Source organism: Bacillus sp. BB51/4 (assembly GCF_008368845.1).
GTDB lineage: Bacteria > Bacillota > Bacilli > Bacillales > Bacillaceae_G > Bacillus_A > Bacillus_A wiedmannii.
Genome location: NZ_QOSC01000017.1, coordinates 166,950 through 190,066, shown reverse-complemented (window position 1 = coordinate 190,066; position 23,117 = coordinate 166,950). Strand labels below are relative to the sequence as shown.

General features: G+C 37.3%; 21 protein-coding genes. 20 read left to right on the top strand and 1 reads right to left on the bottom strand.

Going from position 1 to position 23,117, the window contains the following annotated elements; all coding sequences use genetic code 11:
- Positions 1-59 precede the first annotated feature (59 nt).
- The 17 genes from DN392_RS23840 to spoVM all read left to right on the top strand — a co-directional run bounded on the left by DN392_RS23840 (position 60) and on the right by spoVM (position 18,052).
- The gene (locus DN392_RS23840) at positions 60-2,783 is read left to right on the top strand and encodes a calcium-translocating P-type ATPase, SERCA-type (RefSeq protein ID WP_048565651.1); all 2,724 of its coding nucleotides are present in this window, start codon (positions 60-62) and stop codon (positions 2,781-2,783) included.
- Positions 2,784-2,882: 99 nt separating this feature from the next.
- Entirely contained in the window at positions 2,883-3,758 is an 876-nt protein-coding gene (locus DN392_RS23835) for a YicC/YloC family endoribonuclease (RefSeq protein WP_000563110.1), read from the top strand.
- Between the two features lie 67 nt (positions 3,759-3,825).
- Positions 3,826-4,089 (top strand): extracellular matrix/biofilm regulator RemA, encoded by a 264-nt coding sequence (gene remA / locus DN392_RS23830; RefSeq protein ID WP_001251456.1) that lies wholly within the window; start codon positions 3,826-3,828, stop codon positions 4,087-4,089.
- 13 nt (positions 4,090-4,102) lie between these two features.
- Positions 4,103-4,720, top strand: coding sequence for a guanylate kinase (gene gmk, locus DN392_RS23825; RefSeq protein WP_001257740.1), 618 nt, complete (start codon positions 4,103-4,105; stop codon positions 4,718-4,720).
- Positions 4,721-4,722: 2 nt separating this feature from the next.
- Entirely contained in the window at positions 4,723-4,935 is a 213-nt protein-coding gene (gene rpoZ, locus DN392_RS23820; RefSeq protein ID WP_000933965.1) for a DNA-directed RNA polymerase subunit omega, read from the top strand.
- A gap of 172 nt (positions 4,936-5,107) precedes the next feature.
- Positions 5,108-6,313 (top strand): bifunctional phosphopantothenoylcysteine decarboxylase/phosphopantothenate--cysteine ligase CoaBC, encoded by a 1,206-nt coding sequence (gene coaBC / locus DN392_RS23815; protein ID WP_000911722.1) that lies wholly within the window; start codon positions 5,108-5,110, stop codon positions 6,311-6,313.
- Positions 6,310-8,715: a primosomal protein N' gene (priA, locus tag DN392_RS23810; RefSeq protein WP_000666707.1), complete on the top strand. Its 2,406-nt coding sequence runs from the start codon at positions 6,310-6,312 to the stop codon at positions 8,713-8,715. Before coaBC ends, priA begins: the two co-directional genes overlap by 4 nt.
- An 11-nt stretch (positions 8,716-8,726) precedes the next feature.
- Positions 8,727-9,197: a peptide deformylase gene (gene def, locus DN392_RS23805; protein WP_000279468.1), complete on the top strand. Its 471-nt coding sequence runs from the start codon at positions 8,727-8,729 to the stop codon at positions 9,195-9,197.
- 23 nt (positions 9,198-9,220) lie between these two features.
- The gene (gene fmt, locus DN392_RS23800) at positions 9,221-10,165 is read left to right on the top strand and encodes a methionyl-tRNA formyltransferase (RefSeq protein WP_000598793.1); all 945 of its coding nucleotides are present in this window, start codon (positions 9,221-9,223) and stop codon (positions 10,163-10,165) included.
- Positions 10,162-11,496: a 16S rRNA (cytosine(967)-C(5))-methyltransferase RsmB gene (gene rsmB, locus DN392_RS23795; protein WP_001249653.1), complete on the top strand. Its 1,335-nt coding sequence runs from the start codon at positions 10,162-10,164 to the stop codon at positions 11,494-11,496. The genes fmt and rsmB overlap by 4 nt, the downstream gene beginning before the upstream one ends.
- Positions 11,497-11,500: 4 nt before the next feature.
- Positions 11,501-12,589: a dual-specificity RNA methyltransferase RlmN gene (gene rlmN / locus DN392_RS23790; protein WP_000450539.1), complete on the top strand. Its 1,089-nt coding sequence runs from the start codon at positions 11,501-11,503 to the stop codon at positions 12,587-12,589.
- Between the two features lie 4 nt (positions 12,590-12,593).
- Positions 12,594-13,346, top strand: coding sequence for a Stp1/IreP family PP2C-type Ser/Thr phosphatase (locus DN392_RS23785; RefSeq protein ID WP_000648694.1), 753 nt, complete (start codon positions 12,594-12,596; stop codon positions 13,344-13,346).
- 8 nt (positions 13,347-13,354) lie between these two features.
- On the top strand, positions 13,355-15,328 hold the full coding sequence (gene prkC, locus DN392_RS23780; RefSeq protein WP_071742769.1) for a serine/threonine protein kinase PrkC: 1,974 nt from the start codon (positions 13,355-13,357) through the stop codon (positions 15,326-15,328).
- A gap of 268 nt (positions 15,329-15,596) precedes the next feature.
- Complete coding sequence (gene rsgA, locus DN392_RS23775) at positions 15,597-16,478, top strand: ribosome small subunit-dependent GTPase A (RefSeq protein WP_001113945.1); 882 nt, start codon at positions 15,597-15,599, stop codon at positions 16,476-16,478.
- Positions 16,479-16,480: 2 nt separating this feature from the next.
- Complete coding sequence (gene rpe, locus DN392_RS23770; protein ID WP_064056435.1) at positions 16,481-17,125, top strand: ribulose-phosphate 3-epimerase; 645 nt, start codon at positions 16,481-16,483, stop codon at positions 17,123-17,125.
- 99 nt (positions 17,126-17,224) lie between these two features.
- Positions 17,225-17,905: a thiamine diphosphokinase gene (locus DN392_RS23765; RefSeq protein ID WP_002096352.1), complete on the top strand. Its 681-nt coding sequence runs from the start codon at positions 17,225-17,227 to the stop codon at positions 17,903-17,905.
- 66 nt (positions 17,906-17,971) lie between these two features.
- Positions 17,972-18,052 (top strand): stage V sporulation protein SpoVM, encoded by an 81-nt coding sequence (gene spoVM, locus DN392_RS23760; protein ID WP_001213599.1) that lies wholly within the window; start codon positions 17,972-17,974, stop codon positions 18,050-18,052.
- Positions 18,053-18,125: 73 nt separating this feature from the next.
- Here the strand turns inward: spoVM and rpmB are convergent, their stop codons facing one another.
- Positions 18,126-18,314 (bottom strand): 50S ribosomal protein L28, encoded by a 189-nt coding sequence (gene rpmB / locus DN392_RS23755; protein ID WP_000124776.1) that lies wholly within the window; start codon positions 18,312-18,314, stop codon positions 18,126-18,128.
- A 375-nt stretch (positions 18,315-18,689) separates the two neighbouring features.
- Between rpmB and DN392_RS23750 the strand changes: the two genes are divergently transcribed.
- From DN392_RS23750 to recG, 3 genes are all read left to right on the top strand, one after another.
- The gene (locus DN392_RS23750) at positions 18,690-19,052 is read left to right on the top strand and encodes an Asp23/Gls24 family envelope stress response protein (protein WP_000021109.1); all 363 of its coding nucleotides are present in this window, start codon (positions 18,690-18,692) and stop codon (positions 19,050-19,052) included.
- 22 nt (positions 19,053-19,074) lie between these two features.
- Positions 19,075-20,751: a DAK2 domain-containing protein gene (locus tag DN392_RS23745; RefSeq protein ID WP_000027123.1), complete on the top strand. Its 1,677-nt coding sequence runs from the start codon at positions 19,075-19,077 to the stop codon at positions 20,749-20,751.
- Between the two features lie 283 nt (positions 20,752-21,034).
- Positions 21,035-23,083, top strand: coding sequence for an ATP-dependent DNA helicase RecG (recG, locus tag DN392_RS23740; protein WP_001006891.1), 2,049 nt, complete (start codon positions 21,035-21,037; stop codon positions 23,081-23,083).
- Positions 23,084-23,117 lie beyond the last annotated feature (34 nt).

Here is a 23,117-nt window from a genome sequence, read left to right as displayed (position 1 = left end):
GGACGAGGCTGAATAAGCTTTCAATAGAGTATGTCTGGAATCAGGAGGTCGATAGCGGGATGAACTGGTATGGAATGCGCGCACACGAAGTGGAAGAAAGAACGAATACGAATGTGAAGGTTGGGCTTACAGAGAAGGAAGCAGAAGGGCGAATAAAAAAATTTGGTACAAATGAATTAGATGAAGCCAAAAGGCCTTCTGCACTGATGGTATTTTTGGCGCAGTTTAAAGATTTTATGGTGCTTGTTTTATTTGGTGCAACAATAGTTTCAGCTTTTTTAGGTGAATACATTGATTCTATTGCGATTGTTGCGATTGTTATTATCAATGGTATTCTTGGCTTTTTTCAAGAAAGAAAGGCTGAAAAGTCACTGGAAGCTTTAAAAGAGCTAGCCGCCCCGCAAGTTACTGTAATGCGGAATGGAAATTGGGTAAAAGCACCGTCTAAAGCACTTGTTTTAGGTGATATCATTAAATTTTCTAGTGGTGATCGTATTGGGGCGGATGTACGTCTTGTTGAGGCATCAAGTTTATATATCGAAGAATCAGCTTTGACAGGAGAGTCAGTACCGGTGCAGAAGAAGGTAGAAGCTCTGCAGGGGAAAGATGTTTCAATTGGTGATCAAAAAAATATGGCTTTTATGGGTACGATGATTACACGAGGAGCTGGAACAGGGGTCGTTGTAGCAACTGGTATGAATACAGCGATGGGCCAAATTGCAAATATGTTACAAAATGCAGAGCAAATGGAAACACCACTGCAAAGAAGATTAGAGCAACTCGGGAAAATATTAATTATTGTAGCTCTTATTTTGACAGCGCTTGTTGTATTAGCCGGTGTGTATCAAGGGAATGAAGTGTATCATATGTTTTTAGCAGGCGTGTCGCTAGCTGTTGCTGCTATTCCTGAAGGATTACCAGCAATTGTTACAGTAGCTTTATCGCTTGGTGTACAGCGTATGATTAAAAAGAGAGCAATTGTAAGGAAGTTACCAGCGGTAGAAACGTTAGGATGCGCTTCTGTTATATGCTCTGATAAAACAGGAACAATGACGCAAAACAAAATGATGGTAACACATATGTGGTCAGGTGGGGAATTATGGAAAGTTACGGGTCAAGGATATGAACCTAATGGCTCTTTTTTGAAAGGTGAAAAAGAATGCGATCCAGCTAAAACAAAAGCACTGTATCAACTACTAACATTTGGTTCACTTTGTAATAACGCAAATATTATTCAAAAGAAAAAGGCGTATGTATTAGATGGAGATCCAACTGAGGGAGCACTTGTAGCTGCAGCAATGAAAGCGGGGATAACGCGTGAGGCACTGAAAGGGAAATTTGAAATTATTCGTGAATTTCCATTCGATTCAACTCGAAAAATGATGAGTGTTATTGTGCGAGATAGGGAGGGGAAAAAGTTTCTTGTTACGAAGGGAGCACCAGATGTCCTCCTGCAAATGAGTCAAACGATTTTATGGGGGGATAAGCAACAACCGTTAAGTGAGTTGTATAGAAAAGAAGTACAGGCGGCTATTCATAGTTTAGGTAGTCAAGCGCTCCGAACAATTGCAGTTGCATTTAAGCCATTAAAAGTAACAGATTCTATTGAACATGAAAGAGACGTTGAAAAAGATTTTATGTTGGTCGGGATACAGGGAATGATTGATCCGCCAAGACCAGAGGTAGAACAGGCTGTAAAAGAGTGCAGAGAAGCTGGTATTCGAACAGTGATGATTACAGGAGATCATAAAGTGACAGCAATGGCAATTGCGGAACAATTAGGGGTTTTACCACCTGGTGGACGTGTTGTTGAAGGAGTAGAACTCGCGAATATGGATGTAGAGGAACTAGAAAGTGTTGTAGAAGATACGTATGTATTTGCTCGAGTATCACCTGAACATAAATTGAAGATTGTTAAGGCGTTGCAAAATAAAGGGCATATAGTAGCGATGACAGGTGATGGAGTAAACGATGCTCCGGCTATAAAAACAGCGGATATTGGGATAGCGATGGGAATTACAGGGACAGACGTTGCGAAAGAAGCTTCTTCTCTTGTTTTGCTAGATGATAATTTTGCTACGATTAAATCAGCAATTAAAGAAGGTAGAAATATATACGAGAATATACGTAAGTTTATTCGTTATTTATTAGCATCGAACGTAGGAGAAATTTTAGTCATGTTATTTGCAATGTTACTTGCATTACCGCTGCCGATGGTTCCCATTCAAATTTTATGGGTGAACTTAGTGACTGACGGATTACCGGCGATGGCATTAGGATTGGATAAGGCGGAAGGAGACGTTATGAAGAGAACGCCGCGTCATCCGAAAGAAGGGGTATTTGCTAGAGGGCTTGCCTGGAAAATTATAAGCCGTGGCTTTCTAATTGGAGCAGTGACGTTAGTGGCGTTTATTATTGCATATAATCAGCATCCAAATGAACTGAAATATGCACAAACTGTGGCGTTTGCGACGTTGGTACTTGCACAACTTATTCATGTATTTGATTGCCGAAGTGAACATTCTATCTTCCACCGTAATCCGTTTGGGAACGTGTATTTAGTAGGAGCGGTTATTATTTCTTTACTGTTAATGTTAGTGGTTATATATTACCCACCGCTACAACCGATCTTTAGTACAATGCCAATACAAGCGAGAGATTGGTTGTTAATTGGAGGTTTGTCATCAATTCCGACCTTCTTATTAGTAGGTTCTTTATTAACAGGGAAAAAGGGGAAGAAGGAAAAGTCAGTATTATATAAGAAGGGATTAAACTTGAAATAGTCAATGATATGAAAATGTGATATAATTTACAGAAGGTAGTAGAGCCTTGTCTCTATTACCTTTTTCATTGAGTTATTTCATGGCTTGGATGTGATAAAAATGATTTGTAGTATGACAGGATTTGGAAGATCGAAAGTGGAAAATGATACTTTTCAAATTACAGTAGAAATGAAATCGGTGAACCACCGTTTCCTAGAGATGAGTATTCGACTTCCGAAGCAAATGATGATATTTGAAGAAAAAATTCGTAAAATAATTGCAGAACAAGTTCGGCGTGGACGCATTGAAGTGTCTATTAGTATAACGGGTGAAGGGCTTGTTGAAAGAAAATTAAGTGTGAATTGGTCGCTTCTTGAGCAGTACCAATCGATTATGGAAGATATAAAAGAAAAATTTCAATTACAAGATTCTATTACACTTCAGCAATTAATGGAAATGCCAGAAGTAACAGCGATTGAAGAAGTAGAAAATGTAAATGAACAATTTGAGAACGGTTTATATGAGGCTGTTCGCCAAGCTGCTCATATGTTAAAAACGATGAGAGATGGCGAAGGAGAACGATTACATAAAGATATAGCGTATCGTTTACAAGAGATTCACAATTGTGTAAATGCAATTATTCCGCATGTACCGATTGTTACACAAAAATATCGTGAACGATTAGAAAATCGCTTAAAAGAATTACATAATCAAGATCTAGATGAACAAAGATTGTTAACAGAAGTCGCAATCTTTGCAGAGCGTTGTGATATTCACGAAGAGTTAGTTCGTTTGCAAAGTCATTTAGAGCAATTTCGTGAAACACTGCAGATTGAAGAGCCTGTTGGAAGGAAAATGGATTTCATCGTGCAAGAGATGCATAGAGAAATTAATACGATTGGTTCTAAGGCAAATGACTTAACAATTTCAAAATATGTTGTAGAAATGAAAAATAACCTTGAAAAAATTCGTGAACAAGTACAAAATATTGAGTAGCTTTCAAAAAATATATAAAGTTATACGTGGTGGAGAAATCGGATAGACTTACTAGGAGGCGCAAACTATGGCCATGCGGTTTTTAAATATTGGATACGGAAATATTGTATCTGCTCATCGAATTATTGCTATTGTAAGTCCGGAGTCAGCTCCTATTAAACGAACAGTACAGGAAGCACGCGAACATAATGCTTTGCTTGATGCTACGTATGGGAGAAAAACAAGGGCGGTTATTGTTATGGATGATGGGCATGTGGTATTAAGTCCAATTCAGCCAGAGACGATTGCACATCGTTTGAATAATAAAGAAGATTTAAGTGAGGAAGGGTAGGTTTTACATATTTATGAGAAGTAGAAGAGGATTGCTCATCGTTCTTTCAGGACCTTCTGGGGTTGGTAAAGGAACGGTTCGAAAAGAGCTGTTTAGTCATGAGGATACACGTTTTCAGTACTCCATTTCAGTAACGACACGTAAGCCACGTGAAGGTGAAGTAGATGGTGTGGATTATTTCTTTAAAGAGAGAGAAGAATTTGAGGAAATGATTCGTAATGAAAAATTACTGGAGTGGGCTGAGTTCGTAGGTAATTATTACGGAACACCGATTGACTATGTTGAAAAAACATTACAAGAAGGAAAAGATGTATTCTTAGAAATTGAAGTGCAAGGAGCAATTCAAGTTAAGAAAGCTTTCCCAGAAGGTGTATTTATTTTCTTAGCACCTCCAAGTTTATCTGAACTAAAGAACCGTATTGTCGGCCGTGGTACAGAAACTGAAGATGTTATTGAAAATCGTTTAACGGTAGCGAAAGAAGAAATCGAAATGATGGACGCTTACGACTATGTTGTAGAAAACGATCAAGTTGAATTAGCTTGTGAAAGAATTAAAGCAATTGTGGTTGGTGAACATTGCCGCCGCGAAAGAGTAGCAAAATATTATAAAGAAATGACGGAGGGTCTATAATTATGTTAAATCCATCAATTGATTCATTATTAACAAAAATCGATTCTAAATATACACTTGTAACAGTAGCTGCAAAACGTGCGCGTGAAATGCAACTTGCTGATAACTGTGTTATCGAGCAACCTGTTTCTCATAAATGTGTAGGTAAATCATTAGAAGAAATCGATGCAGAAGTATTAAAATATGTACCAAGCGAAGGCAAAATCATCGATTAAGACATTCTTTTCGACAAATTAAAACATAGACTTTATAATTTTCTATGTAACGGTAACAACCTATTTACAAGTAGGTTGTTATTTTTTTACGATAGGGAAGAAATATTGGTACTGATGAGCTGGGAATTCTGTTTCAGTATTATAAGTTTGAAAAAGAAAGAGGACGAGCCATATGCTAAAAGGGAAAAAGATACTTCTATGTGTAACAGGAGGCATTGCGGTCTTTAAAGCGGCTGCGTTAACTAGTAAATTGACACAAGCTGGTGCTATTGTAAAAGTAATGATGAGTGAGTCGGCAATGAAGTTTGTTACGCCTCTTACATTTCAAGCACTTTCTCGCCATGACGTATATACAGATACATTCGATGAGAAAGACTCGGCTGTTATTGCACATATCGATTTAGCAGATTGGGCAGATGTAGTACTTGTTGCACCTGCTACTGCCAATTGTATTGGGAAGTTAGCTGGTGGTATTGCAGACGATATGATTACAACTACTTTGTTAGCTACTACAGCCCCAGTGTGGATTGCACCTGCTATGAATGTGCATATGTATGAAAACAAAATTGTACAAAAAAATATGATGACGTTGAAAACGTTAGGATATACATTTATTGAGCCTGGAGAAGGTTTTTTAGCGTGTGGTTATGTTGCGAAGGGAAGACTAGAAGAACCGGAAGCAATTATTGCACGGTTAGAAGAGGCTTTTTCCGAACAAAAACCGTTGCAAGGAAAAAAAATATTAATAACTGCTGGCCCAACTCGTGAAAAGATTGATCCAGTGCGTTTTATGACCAATTTTTCTTCTGGGAAAATGGGATATGCAATTGCGGAAGTGGCAGCGAACTTAGGTGCTGATGTCATACTTGTTTCGGGACCGACAGCATTAAACCCACCATTACATGTAAATACGGTACAAGTGGAATCTGCACAAGATATGTTAGAAGTAGTTCTGCAACAGTATCAAAACGTAGATGTTGTCATTAAAACAGCAGCAGTTGCAGATTATCGCCCGAAATATGTTCATGATAATAAAATGAAAAAGAAAAATGGTGATGCTGTAATCGAACTTGAGAGAACAGTAGATATTTTAAAAACGTTAGGTGAGATGAAGGATAAACAGTTACTTGTCGGTTTTGCGGCTGAAACGACAAAGGTAGAGGAATACGCAACAAAAAAATTACGTGAGAAAAATGCGAATATGATTGTTGCGAACGATGTAAAGGCACAAGGAGCTGGATTTGGTACAGATACAAACATTGTAACAATGTATAGAAAAGATGGAGAAGTTATCGAGTTACCACTTTTAACGAAGAAAGAGGTTGCTCGTGAAATATTAAAGCAAATTGAAATGATGTTAGAAGATGATCGTCTATGAAATTTGCAAGTGTAATTGTTGATGTACCTGCACGTCAGACAGATCGACCATTTGATTATATTATCCCTAAAAAGTGGGAAGATATTGTTCAGACAGGCATGCGTGTAGTAGTTCCATTTGGCCCAAGGAAATTGCAAGGCTTTATTATTGGGATCAAAGATTCGGCTGAAGTAGAAAGTAAGAAGCTAAAGACAATCCATGAAATATTAGATGTAACACCAGTTTTAAACGAGGAATTATTAAAGCTTGGATATTGGCTTACAAGCGAAACGTTATGTTATATGATTTCAGCCTTTCAAGTCATGCTTCCAACGGCGATAAAAGCCACGTATAAAAAGCGTCTACAACTTCGTAAACAAGAAGAAGTAGCACCTGAACTACTGTTTTTATTTCAGGACAAAGAAGCGATAGATTGGGAAGCGATTGAGACGCAGCCGCATCTATACCGCACGATTCAACAAGAAATTAAAAATGGCACGATTGAAGTTGTTTATCAGGTAAAAGATAAAGTGCAAAAGAAGAAACAAAGAGTCGTTCAACCGGAGTTGTCAGAAGATAAATTGGAATTAGCAGCATTTGAACTGAAAAGTAAAAAACAACAAGATGTACTCTATTATTTTGTGGAAAATTATAAAAGTGTGCCGTTGAAAGTGATAACAGAAGAGTTGCAAATAACAGACGCTCCGATTAAAGCACTTGTTAAAAAGGGGCTAATTTCAGAAAAGTATGTGGAAGTGTACCGAAATCCGTATGACGATGATGATTTTGAACAAACGAAACCATTCCCACTTACGGAGGAACAAAAGCAAGTTATTGCACCGATTTTATCATCAATTACAAATGAAACTTACAATCCATTTTTACTATATGGTGTTACAGGAAGCGGAAAAACAGAAGTATATTTACAATCTATAGCAGCGGTGCTCGCGAAAGGGAAAGAAGCTATTGTACTTGTTCCTGAAATTGCACTAACGCCTCAAATGGTAGATCGTTTTAAAGGCAGATTTGGCTCGCAAGTTGCGGTTCTTCATAGTGCGCTGTCTGTTGGAGAAAAATATGATGAATGGCGTAAGATTTTAAGAAAAGAAGTGAAAGTTGTAGTTGGTGCACGTTCAGCTGTATTTGCTCCTTTTGAAAATTTAGGGATTATTATTATTGATGAGGAGCATGAATCGAGCTATAAGCAAGAAGATAATCCGAGGTATCATGCAAGGGATGTAGCTGTCTGGAGGGGGCAATATCATAAATGTCCTATCGTTCTTGGTAGTGCAACACCGACACTTGAATCGTTTGCAAGAGCGAAAAAAGGTGTGTATGAATTACTAACGATGGAAAAACGTATGAATAAACAAGCGTTACCAACAGTAGAGATTGTTGATATGCGTGAGGAACTTCGTGACGGGAATCGTTCCATGTTTTCGAAGGCATTGCATGAAAAAATAGCAGATCGATTAGAAAAGAAAGAACAGATGGTGCTCTTTTTAAATAGAAGAGGTCATTCTACATTTGTTATGTGCCGTGATTGTGGGTATGTTGTACAATGTCCGCATTGTGATATCTCGCTGACATATCATAAAATGAACCATCGTTTAAAATGTCATTACTGCAGTCACGAAGAGAATATGCCGACTGCGTGTCCTGCTTGTCAAAGTACATATATTCGTTTCTTTGGTACAGGTACACAAAAGGTAGAAGAAGAAATTACAAAACTATTTCCAGAGGCACGAGTCATTCGAATGGATGTAGATACGACAAGTCGCAAAGGAATGCATGAAAAATTATTAAAGGCGTTCGGGGAAGAAAAAGCAGATATACTACTTGGAACACAAATGATTGCGAAAGGATTAGATTTTCCTAAAGTAACTCTTGTCGGGGTTTTAACTGCAGATACGATGCTTCACTTGCCTGATTTTCGAGCGAGTGAAAAGACGTATCAGTTATTGACGCAAGTAAGTGGACGAGCAGGCAGACATGAATTGCCAGGGGAAGTTATAATTCAAACGTATACGCCAGAACATTACAGTATAGAGTTAGCAAAGAACCAACAATATGATGTGTTTTTTGACCAAGAAATGCAAATGAGACGAACAAGACAATATCCACCTTATTACTATGTTGTACTTGTAACAGTATCTCATCCAGAATTATTAAAGGCAGTGCAAGTGACGGAAAAAATTGTCGGTCATTTACGGGCGCACTGCACAGAGCAAACGATGGTGTTAGGACCGGTTGCTTCAGCAATTCCAAGGATAAAAGATAGATATCGTTATCAATGCATGATAAAATACAAACGGGAACCAAACTTAAAGAACGTGCTCAAAATGGTAAATGAACATTATCAAGCAGAAATGCAAAAAGAGCTACAAATCTCAATTGATTTTAATCCAACAATGTTAATGTAGCGGAGGGAAATATGGCAGTTTTAGAAATAGTAAAGCATCCAAATGAAGTGTTAGAAACACCATGCGAAAGAGTAATTAACTTTGATAAAAAGTTAGTGAAATTGTTGAAAGATATGCATGAAACAATGTTAATTGCGGACGGAGTCGGTTTAGCTGCGCCTCAAGTAGGTGTAAGCTTGCAAGTTGCGGTAGTTGATATCGGTGATGATACGGGGAAAATCGAGTTAATCAATCCATCGATACTAGAAAAACGTGGTGAACAAGTAGGTCCCGAAGGCTGTCTAAGCTTCCCGGGACTTTATGGTGAAGTGGAACGTGCGGATTATATTAAAGTACGTGCTCAAAATCGCCGAGGTAAAGTATTTTTACTAGAAGCAGAAGGATTTTTAGCACGTGCCATTCAACATGAAATCGATCATTTACACGGTGTGTTATTTACATCGAAAGTGACAAGATATTATGAGGAAAACGAATTAGAATAGGTATTAAAAGGAGCGGTTTTTGAATGATAAAAGTAGTATTTATGGGAACACCGGACTTTTCAGTGCCGGTGCTTCGTCGTCTTATCGAAGATGGCTATGATGTAATAGGTGTTGTGACGCAGCCTGATCGTCCGGTAGGTAGAAAAAAAGTATTAACACCTACACCTGTTAAAGTTGAAGCAGAAAAACATGGTATTCCGGTGTTACAACCGTTAAGAATTCGTGAAAAAGACGAATATGAACAAGTCTTGGCATTAGAGCCAGATTTAATTGTAACAGCTGCTTTCGGTCAGATTGTACCAAATGAAATTTTAGAAGCACCGAAGTATGGATGTATTAACGTCCACGCGTCTTTACTACCTGAACTTCGTGGTGGTGCACCAATCCATTATGCAATTATGGAAGGTAAAGAAAAAACGGGTATTACAATTATGTATATGGTAGAGAAATTGGATGCTGGTGATATCTTAACGCAAGTAGAAGTCGAGATTGAAGAGCGTGAAACGACAGGCTCTTTATTCGATAAGTTAAGTGAAGCAGGGGCACACCTTCTATCTAAAACAGTACCTTTATTAATTCAAGGTAAGTTAGAACCAATTAAACAAAACGAAGAAGAAGTAACGTTTGCATATAATATAAAACGTGAGCAAGAGAAAATTGATTGGACAAAAACAGGTGAAGAAGTATACAATCACATTCGCGGATTGAATCCATGGCCAGTCGCTTATACGACTTTGGCAGGACAAGTTATTAAAGTATGGTGGGGAGAGAAGGTCTCTATTACAGAGAAAGCTGAACCAGGTACAATAGTAGCTCTTGAAGAAGATGGATTTGTTGTTGCAACAGGGAATGAGACAGGTGTTAAAATCACTGAATTGCAACCTTCTGGTAAAAAACGTATGAGTTGTTCGCAATTTTTACGTGGCACAAAACCTGAAATTGGAACGAAGTTAGGAGAAAATGCATGAGACAAAATGTTCGTGAGTTAGCTCTTGATGGCTTAATTCAAGTAGAAAAAAGTGGTGCATACAGTAACTTACTTTTAAATAATCTAATTGAAAAAAATGCAATTGATAGAAAAGATATTGGTTTGTTAACTGAAATTGTATATGGAACGATTCAACGTCGTGACACATTAGATTATTATTTACAGCCTTTTTTAAAAAAGAAGGTTGAGGCGTGGGTAAGAGTATTACTTCGCTTATCTTTATATCAAATGATTTATTTAGACCGAGTGCCAGAAAGAGCGGCTATTCATGAAGCAGTTGAAATTGCAAAGCGTCGCGGGCATAAAGGGATTGCTGGTATGGTAAACGGGGTATTACGTTCGATTCAGAGAGAAGGGGTACCTTCTGTAGATGAAATCAAGGATCCAATAGAACGTTTGGCAATTGCAACAAGTCATCCAATGTGGCTTGTGCAAGACTGGGCTTCTGAATATGGTTTAGAGACAGCAGAGAAAATGTGTGAAGTGAACATGCTACCCCCGGTACCAACAGCGCGTGTAAATGTTGATAAAATAACAGTAGAAGAAGCAATTGAGTTGTTGGCTGGTGAAGGTATAGAAGCGAAGCGCGGCGATTTATCAGAGGATGCAATTCAAATTGAAAGAGGGAATGTAGCGCATACAGATGCGTTCAAAAAAGGTTTTCTTTCTATTCAAGATGAAAGTTCTATGCTTGTAGCACGCGCTTTAGAACCAAATGAGGGAGATGAAGTTCTTGATAGTTGTGCTGCTCCGGGCGGAAAGACAACGCACATTGCAGAGCGATTAAAAGGAACAGGTCAAGTTATGTCTCTTGATTTACATGCACACAAAGTACGTTTAATTAAACAACAAGCGGAGAGACTTGGTTTAGAAAATGTCGAAACAAAAGCACTAGATGCTAGAAAAGTACAAGAACACTTCGCGAATGAAACATTTGATAAAATATTAGTAGATGCACCATGTTCTGGATTTGGTGTGATTAGACGTAAACCTGATATTAAGTTAGGTAAAAATAAAGGCGATAGTGAAAGATTATCGACGATTCAACTTGCAATACTAGAAAAAATAGCACCGTTATTAAAACAAGGTGGTCGCCTTGTTTATAGTACGTGCACAATAGAAAAAATAGAAAATGAACAAGTAATAAAGCAATTTTTACAAGAGCATCCTGAATTTGAATGGGATACTACGATAAAAGATCGCATGCCAGAAAAATTAAATCCGTATATTGATGAAGGTCAAGTGCGAATTTTACCGCATTATTTTGCAACGGATGGCTTTTATATTGCTTGTTTAAGGAAGAAGGTGTAGCATCGTGGAAACGACTGTGAGAAAACAAAAGAAAAATCTAGAAACGAAGAAACCATCAATTTATTCTTTACAACTTCATGAAATGCAAGATTGGTTAAAGGAACAAGGAGAACCTAAATTCCGTGCAGGACAAATCTTTGATTGGCTATATAAAAAACGTGTAAAAAATTATGACGACATGTCGAATCTTTCTAAAGGATTACGCGATAAATTGTCGAATTCCTTTGATATTACTACTTTAAATACATTAGTAAAACAAACATCTTCTGATGGAACAATTAAATTTTTATTCCAATTATATGATGGCTATTCTATTGAAACAGTGTTAATGCGACACGAATATGGAAATTCTATTTGTGTAACAACACAGGTTGGATGCCGTATTGGTTGTACGTTCTGTGCATCTACACTTGGTGGGTTAAAACGAAACTTAGAGGCTGGAGAGATTGTAGCGCAAGTAGTAGAAGTGCAACGTGCACTTGATGAAACAGAAGAACGTGTAAGTTCGCTTGTTGTTATGGGAATTGGAGAGCCGTTTGATAATTACGACAACTTAATGTCATTCTTACGCATTGTAAACCATGAAAAAGGAATTCATATTGGTGCAAGACATATGACAGTTTCAACAAGTGGAATTGTTCCAAAAATTTATAAGTTCGCTGAAGAAGATATGCAAATTAATTTTGCGATTTCATTGCATTCTGCAAATACAGAGTTACGTTCAAAATTAATGCCGATTAACCGTGCTTATAAGCTACCAGACTTAATGGAAGCTGTTAAATACTATGTAAATAGAACAGGGCGTCGTATTACGTTTGAATATGGCTTATTTGGAGGAGAAAATGACCAAGTTGAGCAAGCTGAAGAACTTGCTGCGCTTTTAAAAGGTGTAAAATGTCATGTAAACTTAATTCCGGTAAACTACGTACCTGAACGTGATTATGTACGTACGCCACGTGAACAAATTTTCTTATTTGAAAAAACGTTAAAAGATCGTGGAGTGAATGTAACAATTCGCCGTGAACAAGGTCATGATATTGATGCAGCCTGCGGTCAGTTACGTGCGAAGGAGCGTAAAGAAGAGACGAGGTGACGAGATGAAAGCCGTGTTTCTATCAGATAAAGGAAAAGTTCGTCAACATAATGAAGATAGTGCGGGAGTTTTTCACAATTTAGATGGAAATATTTTAGCGGTAGTAGCAGATGGAATGGGAGGTCATCGAGCTGGTGATGTAGCTAGCTCGATGACCATTCAATTATTCCATGATTATTGGAAGCAAACGCATAATATGAATGAACCAAAAAAAGTAGAAGAGTGGTTACATACGAGTGTTGGGATTATTAATGAGCGTATATATGAGTACTCTAAGCAACATGTAGAATGTAATGGTATGGGAACAACACTTATAATAGCGATTTGTACGCCAAACTTTGTGACAATAGGTCATATAGGAGATAGTCGTTGTTATATGGTATCAGAGGGAGAAATCTCGCTTGTAACGGAAGATCACTCACTTGTAAATGAACTTGTAAGACATGGTGAAATTTCAAAAGAAGACGCAGAATATCACCCGAAAAAGAATGTTTTGTTAAGGGCATTAGGAACAGAAGAAAAAGTCGGATTAGATGTTAAAACATTGGTGCTTGAGGAAGATGATCAGTTACTTCTTTGCTCGGATGGGTTATCTAACAAAGTTTCTATTGCTGATATGCAACAAATTTTACAGTTAAATGAACAGCTTGAAACTAAGGGACAACGTCTCATTCAATTGGCGAATGATCGTGGCGGGGAAGATAATATCACCCTTGTTCTTATTGATTATGCGGGTTCGACAAACGAAAGTAGGTGAAGTGCAACGTGCTGATTGGAAAACGCTTAAATGACCGTTATAAGCTGCTGAAAATGATTGGTGGTGGTGGAATGGCCAATGTGTATTTAGCTCATGATGATATACTTGGCCGAGATGTAGCGGTAAAAATATTAAGACTCGACTATTCAAATAATGAAGAGTTTATTAAACGTTTCCATCGAGAAGCGCAGTCTGTTACAACGTTGTCGCATCCAAATATTGTGAATATGTATGATGTCGGAGAAGAAGATGGTATATATTATCTTGTAATGGAGTATGTACCAGGACAAACATTGAAGCAATACATAATTGAGCGAGGGATGTTACCTATAGGAGAAGCTCTTGATATTATGGAGCAGTTAACATCCGCCATGGCACACGCCCATCATTTTGAAATTGTGCACCGTGATATTAAACCGCACAATATTTTAATTCGAGCTGATGGAGTAATAAAAGTAACAGATTTTGGAATTGCGACAGCTACAAGTGCAACAACAATTACACATACAAATTCGGTACTCGGTTCGGTGCATTACTTATCACCAGAACAAGCACGCGGCGGGATAGCAAATAAACAATCAGATATTTATTCCCTAGGAATCGTTATGTTTGAGTTGTTAACAGGAAGACAGCCGTTTTCTGGCGAATCTGCTGTTGCTATAGCTTTAAAACATTTACAAAGTGAAATTCCGTCTCCAAAGAGATGGAATGAAAATATTCCGCAAAGTGTCGAAAATATTATATTAAAGGCAACTGCGAAAGATCCGTTTCACCGATATCAATCTGCCAATGCGATGAAACGAGATATTGAAACTGCGCTATATCCAGAGAGGATAAATGAGCAGCCATTTTACATACCGGAAGATATGGAAGCGACAAAAGCGATTCCGATTATTCAACAAGAACAATTATTCGAAAATGTAACTGATGAAACAATTGTTTTAAAAGGAAGTAAAGTGGATGAACAGAAAAGAAAAGAAGAAACGGAATTAAATAAGAAGAAAAAACGAAGTAATAAATGGATCAAAGTTTTAATTACGACATTTTTACTTTTAGCAATTGGAATAACGTTAGCGCTTACTGTTATTCCGGGATTCTTTATTCCAAAAGATGTAAAAGTCCCTGATGTGGCTGGTATGAAGTATACGACAGCAGTAAATAAATTAGTTGAAAAGGGTTTTGAGGTTACGGAACCTAATATTGTATATACAGATGATGTTGAAACCGGTGATGTGATAAAAACAGACCCTGTGGCTGGTAGAGTCGTGAAAGAAAACTCTAAAATTACTATCTATCAATCAGGTGGAAAAAAGAAAAGTAAGATGAGTGATCTCACAGGAAAAGATTTTGAGAGTATAAGGAATGAATTAGAAGAAAAATATAAGCAAGTTACAATAAATTATATTGAAAATGATAGGCCAAAAGGTGAAATCGTAGAGCAAATTCCGACGCCTGATCAAATGGTAGTAGAGGCGGAACAAGAACTGAAAATTTGGGTAAGTAAAGGTCCTTATCAAATTAGATCAGGTGATTTTTCAGGATGGACTGAAAATAGCGTAAACGGTTATTTGAATGAGAGAAAACTAACTCCAGATATAAAACGAGAGTATTCCGATACTGTTGATAAAGGACTTGTAATTTCGCAATTTCCAAAACCAGGAACGCCGTTAAAAGAAGGAGATAAAGTGACGATTATCATCTCAGAGGGGCCTAAGCCGAAAGTAACGAAAACAGTGAAAGTGGATAATATTTCTATTCCGTATGAGTCTTCTATAATTGGTGAGAAAAAACCGCAAACAATAGAAATTTATAAAGAAGATATGCAACAAAAAATGGATAGACCAATTGAAACTAGAACAATTTCAGAGTCGGCAACTATTTCTTTAGAATTTGTAATTCAAGAAGGTACAAAAGGACACTATAAAATTGTACGAGATGGTGTAACGATTATCGACAAAGAAGTACCATACCCAACTCAATAACAATGACTTCCATTTTCTTTCTAGAGGGGATGGAATGTATTACTCTTGCCTGTTATGCTGTCTACATATAGTGGACTGTATAACAGGCAAAAATATATGATTCAAAAAGCTATAAAAGTGATACTGTTATAAATAATATTTTAAATTTGATGGTAGATTAAATATATTAACTTGTATATATGACGGGTTTTGAAATAAGTATTTAAAGAATTTTAAACCATTTAATATTAATGACAGCTTCACTTTATACAAAATAAAGGAGAATTATATGCCAGAAGGAAAAATTGTAAAAGCTCTAAGTGGATTTTATTATGTGCAGCATGAAGAAGGGATTACACAATGCCGTGGGCGTGGTGTGTTCAGAAAAAATAAAATTACGCCACTGGTAGGAGACCAAGTTGTCTTTCAAGCAGATAATCCAACTGAAGGATATGTGCTTGAAGTATTTGATCGGAAAAATGAACTTGTTAGGCCTCCTATTGCTAATGTTGATCAAGCAATTCTCGTTTTCTCTGCAGTAGAACCAGATTTTAATCCGGGACTATTAGATCGATTTTTAGTGCTGATTGAATATCATAACATTAAGCCGATTATTTGCATTAGTAAGATGGATTTAGTGGATGAAAAAATGAGAGAGACTGTTGAATCTTATGCAAATGACTATCGTGAGATGGGATATGATGTATTATTTACTTCTATAAATACATCGGAAAGTATTGATATTTTAAAACCATTCTTAGAAGGTTGTATTTCTGTCGTTGCAGGGCAATCTGGTGTTGGAAAATCTTCTATGCTTAACGTTTTACGTCCAGAGTTAGAACTGAAAACGAATGATATTTCCTCGCATTTAGGACGCGGGAAACATACGACAAGACACGTGGAATTAATTGCGGTTGGAAGCGGACTAGTTGCAGATACACCTGGTTTTAGTTCACTTGATTTCATAGATATAGAGGTAGAAGATCTTACATATTGTTTTCCAGAGTTGAAAGAAGCGAGCCAATACTGTAAATTTAGAGGGTGTACACATCTTTCTGAACCGAAATGTGCTGTGAAGACAGCAGTTGAAGAAGGGAAGATTACAGAATATCGTTATAAAAATTACAAACAATTCGTAGAAGAAATTAGAGAGAGAAAGCCGAGGTATTAGTTATGATTAAAATTGCACCATCGATCTTATCAGCAGATTTTTCAAAATTAGGGGAAGAGATTAAAGATGTAGAAAAAGGTGGAGCGGATTACATTCACGTCGATGTAATGGATGGACATTTCGTACCAAATATTACGATTGGACCATTAATTGTAGAAGCTATCCGTCCAATTACATCTTTACCATTAGATGTACATTTAATGATTGAAAATCCTGATAACTATATCCCGACTTTCGCAAAAGCGGGAGCGGATATTATTACTGTTCATGTAGAGGCGTGCCCTCATTTGCATCGTACAATTCAGCTAATTAAGTCTTATGGCATTAAAGCGGGAGTTGTATTAAATCCGCATACGCCAGTTTCGACGATTGAGCATGTATTAGAAGATATCGATATGGTATTACTTATGACAGTAAACCCTGGATTTGGTGGACAGAAATTCATCCATTCTGTATTACCGAAAATTAAACAAGTGGCAGAAATGGTTAAAGAGCGCAATCTAGAAGTAGAAATTGAAGTTGATGGTGGTGTAAACACTGAAACAGCACGACTTTGTGTTGAAGCAGGAGCAAATGTACTTGTAGCTGGATCAGCAGTATACAATCAAAAAGACCGTGGTGAAGCAATTCGTGTCATTCGTGGATAATGAATGAACGAGTCTTTATCCTAGTGAAACTGCTAGTGTAGTAAGTTTTCACTATTTATAAAGGATAGAGAAAAAATATGTAAAAAGGCAATCTACCGAATGGCAGATTGCCTTTTTACAATAGAAGGGGAAGGAAACATGATTATTCATATTTTAGCGGGTGGACCTGCGGAATATTGTGCAGATTTTTCTCGATATGAAAATGAGAAAGTAGTGTGGGCGGCAGTTGATAGAGGAGTATATCGTCTATTAAAAGGAGGGATTACTCCAGCTGTTGCATTTGGAGATTACGATTCAGTTACTGAAGAGGAATTAGTATGGATGGGCCAGCAAACAAATGACTTACATATTGTTCCTCGTGAAAAAGATCAAACAGATTTAGAAATTGCGATTAACTGGGCGTTAGAAGAAAATCCGACATTGATTCGTATTTTTGGTGCCACCGGTGGAAGGCTGGATCACGGTTTAGCAAATATACAGATGCTTTTAAGAGGGTTAGAAGTAGGGATAGAAATGTGTATTGTAGATAATAAAAATGAAATAAGCGTGAAAAAAGTGGGTACACATATAATTGAAGAAAATAAAAATTTCCCTTATGTATCTTTTGTGCCGGTTACTGAAATAGTAGAAGGGATTACATTACTTGGTTTTAAGTATCCTCTAACTAATAAAACAATAGAATGGGGATCAACACTTTGTATTAGTAATGAACTCGTTGAGGAAAAAGGTACTTTTTCATTTACTTCTGGCATATTAATGGTGATAAGAAGCACTGATTAAAGAAACAATTTTGCTCCTTACATCATATAGTGAACAAGTGGAGTAATGGGGATTAGGAGGGAAACCATGAGATTTTATACAATTAAGTTACCTAAATTTCTTGGTGGAATTGTTCGTGCCATGTTAAATACCTTCAAAAAAGATTAAAAAAAGCACCTATTACCGGTGCTTTTTCCATTGTCATAGTAAAAAAAGAGCCTATCGGCTCTTTTTTTTATTATTAAACACGTTCGATTTTGCCAGATTTTAATGCTCTAGCAGAAACGTAAACACGTTGAACTTTTCCGTCGATGCGTACGCGAACTTTTTGAAGGTTAGCGCCCCATTTACGTTTTGTAGCGTTCATTGCGTGAGAACGAGAGTTACCAGAACGAGCTTTTCTTCCAGTGATAGCACAAACACGAGCCATTTATATTTCCCTCCCTTGATACCTTACCATACGTAATTTTTCAATGTTAGTCTTTTTTGCGATGCTAAAAACACTACTATAATTTAACACAACTAAAAAGAGAATGCAACACCGTAGAAAAAAGAAATCAAGAAAAATTACTTGACACCATATGTCGATGATGAAAAGTTGAAATCAAGAAAAATTGCTTGACATATTATAGTGGTACATGTTGTATAATAACAATGGACTATTTTGCTCATCATAAAAAATGTGATTTAAAACATAAAATATGAGAGTGAAAAGAAAGAACGATGGAATTTTCTTTAAAAAGATTATATGATAGTAACTAAAGTAGTCTAGCTCACTTTCACCATTTATGAAGGGGGAAACGAGATGTCAATTGAAATTAAAACGAAGTATGGTCAAATTGATATTAGTACAGATGTAATTGCAACAATTGCTGGAGGTGCCGCAGTAGATTGCTACGGTATCGTAGGTATGGCATCAAAAAATCAGTTAAAAGATGGTTTAACAGACATTTTACGAAAAGAAAACTTCACTAGAGGTGTTATTGTTCGTAAAGATGAAGATGAAGTACATATTGATATGTATATTATTGTGAGCTATGGTACGAAAATTTCAGAAGTAGCACATAACGTGCAGACGAAAGTGAAATATACATTAGATCAAACTGTAGGACTAGCAGTAGATTCTGTAAACATCTACGTACAAGGAGTTAAAGTAATAAACTTGTAATGTGCATTAAGGAGGAAAATCTGTGTCAATTCAAAAAATTGATGGGAAACGTTTATCACAAATGATCATGCAAGGAGCGAATAATTTAACAAATAATGTTCAGCTTGTTGATGCATTAAACGTATTTCCGGTTCCAGATGGCGATACCGGTACAAACATGAACTTATCAATGACTTCAGGCGCACGTGAAGTGAAAGCAAATCCTTCACAGCATGCTGGTAAAGTCGGCGTAAGTTTAGCCAAAGGATTATTAATGGGAGCACGTGGTAACTCTGGAGTTATTTTATCTCAGTTGTTCCGCGGTTTCTCTAAATCCATTGAACAAAAAGAAGAATTAACAACAGTTGATTTTGCTGCAGCTTTAGATGCTGGGGTAGAAGCGGCTTACAAAGCGGTTATGAAACCGATTGAAGGAACGATTTTAACGGTTGCAAGAGAAACGGGTAAATATGCAGTGACAGTTGCGAAAAAACAGCGCGACTTTGTTTTGTTTATGGAAGACGTTGTGAAAGAAGCGAATGCATCGTTAAATCGTACGCCGGATTTATTACCTGTATTAAAACAAGTTGGCGTTGTAGATAGCGGTGGTAAAGGTCTTGTTGTTGTATACGAAGGATTTTTAGCTGACTTAAAAGGAGAAACGATTTCTTCTAATGTGTCTGCCCAACCATCTATGAATGACATGGTACGCGCAGAACATCACCGTAGTGTACAAAGCCAATTGAGTACAGAAGATATTAAGTATGGATATTGTACGGAATTCATGGTGAAATTAGAGCCTGAGAAAATGAAAGAACATAATTTCTCTGAACAAAAATTCCGTGAAGATATTAGTGTGTACGGAGATTCACTACTTGTTGTATCAGATGATGAGGTTGTTAAGGTTCATATTCATGCGGAACATCCTGGAGATCCTATGAATTATGGACAACGCTATGGTAGTTTAATTAAGATTAAAGTAGAAAATATGCGTGAACAGCATACTGCTTTATTAGATGAGCCTACTATGATGCCTGAGCCAACTAGCCAGTCTAAAGAGAAACAACCGTACGGTATCGTAACTGTTGCTATGGGATCTGGTATCAAAACTTTATTTGAGAGCATTGGCGCGACGAAAGTTATCGAAGGTGGCCAAACGATGAATCCAAGTACGGAGGATATTGTGAAGGCGATTGAAGAAGCGAATGCTGAAAAAATCATTATTTTACCGAACAACGGAAATATCGTGATGGCAGCAGAACAAGCAGCGTCAGTTGTGGATCAAGAAGTGATTGTAATTCGTTCAAAAACAGTTCCTCAAGGTATGGCTGCAATGTTAGCATTTAATCCAGTTGGAACGTTAGAAGAGAACGAAGAAAACATGAAAGAAGCTTTATCTCATGTGAAAACCGGTCAAATTACGTATGCTGTACGTGATACGGAAATTGATGGTGTAGCGATTCAAAAAGATGATTTCATGTGTATTGCAGATGGAAAAATTGTATCAACAAACGCTGCAAAAGTAGGAGCTGCAAAGCAATTACTAGAAGCACTTATTGATGAAGATTCTGAAATTGTAACGATTCTTCAAGGTGAAGATGCAACTGACGAAGAAGTAGCTGAGTTAGTTGCATTTGTAGAAGAGAATTTTGAAGATGCAGAAGTAGAAGTACATGCTGGAAACCAACCGGTGTATTCGTTCATCTTCTCTGTAGAATAAGAGAAAATTCGTTTTGAAAATAAATGGATTACTTACTTGCTAATGGATAAGAAGTAGTAATATGAAGTTTATTACTAGTTTTTATTCAAAAGGCTAGCATATTGAAGATAAAAAAGAGCCTTGCTGCTAATAGTGAGGCTCTTTTCTTTCGTATTGTTTATGAGGGATTTGAGTAGTTTCTCTAAGAATGCCTATGATAGAATATATAGGGTGAAAGAGAGCGATTACAGATGTCAATAGTATGAATGAATCAAAGAAAATAATGTGACGGAGCGTGAGAATCTTGAATGAAGTTGTACAAGTTCCTGTTACGGATGTAAAGGGAATCGGAGGAGAAACATCTGAATTACTAAACGAGATGGGGATTTATACAGTTTCTCATCTATTAGAACATTTTCCGTACCGTTATGAAGATTATGCGATGAAAGATCTTGCTGAAGTAAAGCATGATGAACGTGTAACAGTTGAGGGAAAGGTTCATAGTGCTCCTTTACTGCAATATTATGGGAAGAAGAAGTCGCGTCTTACGGTTCGTGTCCTCGTCGGTCGTTATTTAATTACAGCTGTATGCTTTAATAGGCCGTACTATAAGCAGAAGTTAAATTTAAATGAAACAGTAACGATTACTGGTAAATGGGATCAGCACCGTCAAACAATTGCGGTATCAGAGCTTCATTTTGGACCAGTTGTACGTCAACAAGAAGTAGAGCCTGTATACTCAGTGAAAGGGAAACTTACAGTAAAACAGATGCGCCGTTTTATTGCCCAAGCGTTCAAGGAGTATGGAGAATCTATAGTTGAAGTGTTACCTGATGGATTGCTAAGCCGATATAAATTATTGCCGCGTTATGAAGCGCTTCGGTCGTTGCATTTTCCAGCAGGACAGGAAGATTTAAAACAAGCACGTCGCCGTTTTGTATATGAGGAGTTTTTCTTATTTCAGCTAAAAATGCAAACATTACGGAAAATGGAGAGGGAAAATTCGAAAGGGACGAAAAAAGAAATTCCTTCAGCAGAATTACAAGAGTTTATTGATGCACTTCCGTTTCCATTAACTGGTGCGCAGCGTCGGGTAGTAGATGAAATTATGAAAGATATGACATCTCCTTATCGGATGAATCGTCTGTTGCAAGGTGATGTAGGTTCTGGGAAAACAGTCGTTGCAGCGATTGGCCTTTATGCAGCGAAGTTAGCACATTATCAAGGTGCTTTAATGGTTCCTACAGAAATTTTAGCAGAGCAACATTATCAATCGCTTGCAGAGACGTTCTCGCACTTTGGTATGAATGTTGAATTGTTAACCAGTTCTGTTAAAGGTGTAAGGCGTCGAGAGATTTTGGCAAAATTAGAACAAGGAGAAATAGATATCCTTGTTGGAACACATGCTTTAATTCAAGATGAAGTTATCTTTCATAGGTTAGGTCTCGTTATTACTGATGAACAACATCGATTTGGTGTAGCGCAGCGACGAGTTTTAAGGGAGAAAGGTGAAAGTCCGGATGTTTTATTTATGACGGCGACGCCAATTCCGCGTACGTTAGCAATTACTGCATTTGGAGAGATGGATGTTTCTATAATCGATGAGATGCCAGCTGGTAGAAAGGTAATTGAAACATACTGGGCAAAACATGATATGTTAGATCGAGTTCTCGGTTTTGTGGAGAAGGAGATAAAAAAAGGAAGACAAGCATATGTTATTTGTCCCCTTATTGAAGAATCTGAGAAACTTGATGTACAAAATGCGATTGACTTACATAGTATGCTGACTCATCATTATCAAGGGAAATGTCAAGTCGGATTAATGCATGGCAGACTCTCATCTCAAGAAAAAGAAGAGATAATGGGACAATTTAGTGAAAATAAAGTGCAAATTCTTGTGTCGACAACAGTTGTTGAAGTAGGTGTGAACGTACCGAATGCGACTGTAATGGTTATTTATGATGCAGAGCGTTTCGGTTTATCGCAGCTCCATCAGCTCAGGGGACGCGTTGGGCGTGGTAGTGAACAATCATATTGTTTATTAATCGCGGATCCAAAATCGGAAACGGGAAAAGAGCGAATGCGTATTATGACCGAAACGAATGATGGATTTGTATTGTCAGAAAAAGATTTAGAGTTAAGAGGTCCTGGAGATTTCTTTGGAAGTAAGCAAAGTGGTTTACCAGAATTCAAGGTTGCTGATATGGTACATGATTATCGAGCGTTAGAAACAGCTAGACAAGATGCGGCGTTACTAGTAGAATCAGAAGCGTTTTGGCATAATGATCAGTATGCTTCGCTGCGTACTTATCTTGACGGGACAGGTGTGTTCCAAGGAGAGAAGCTCGATTAAAGGGAGGCAACGAAAGTTTTTGTTGCATTCTACT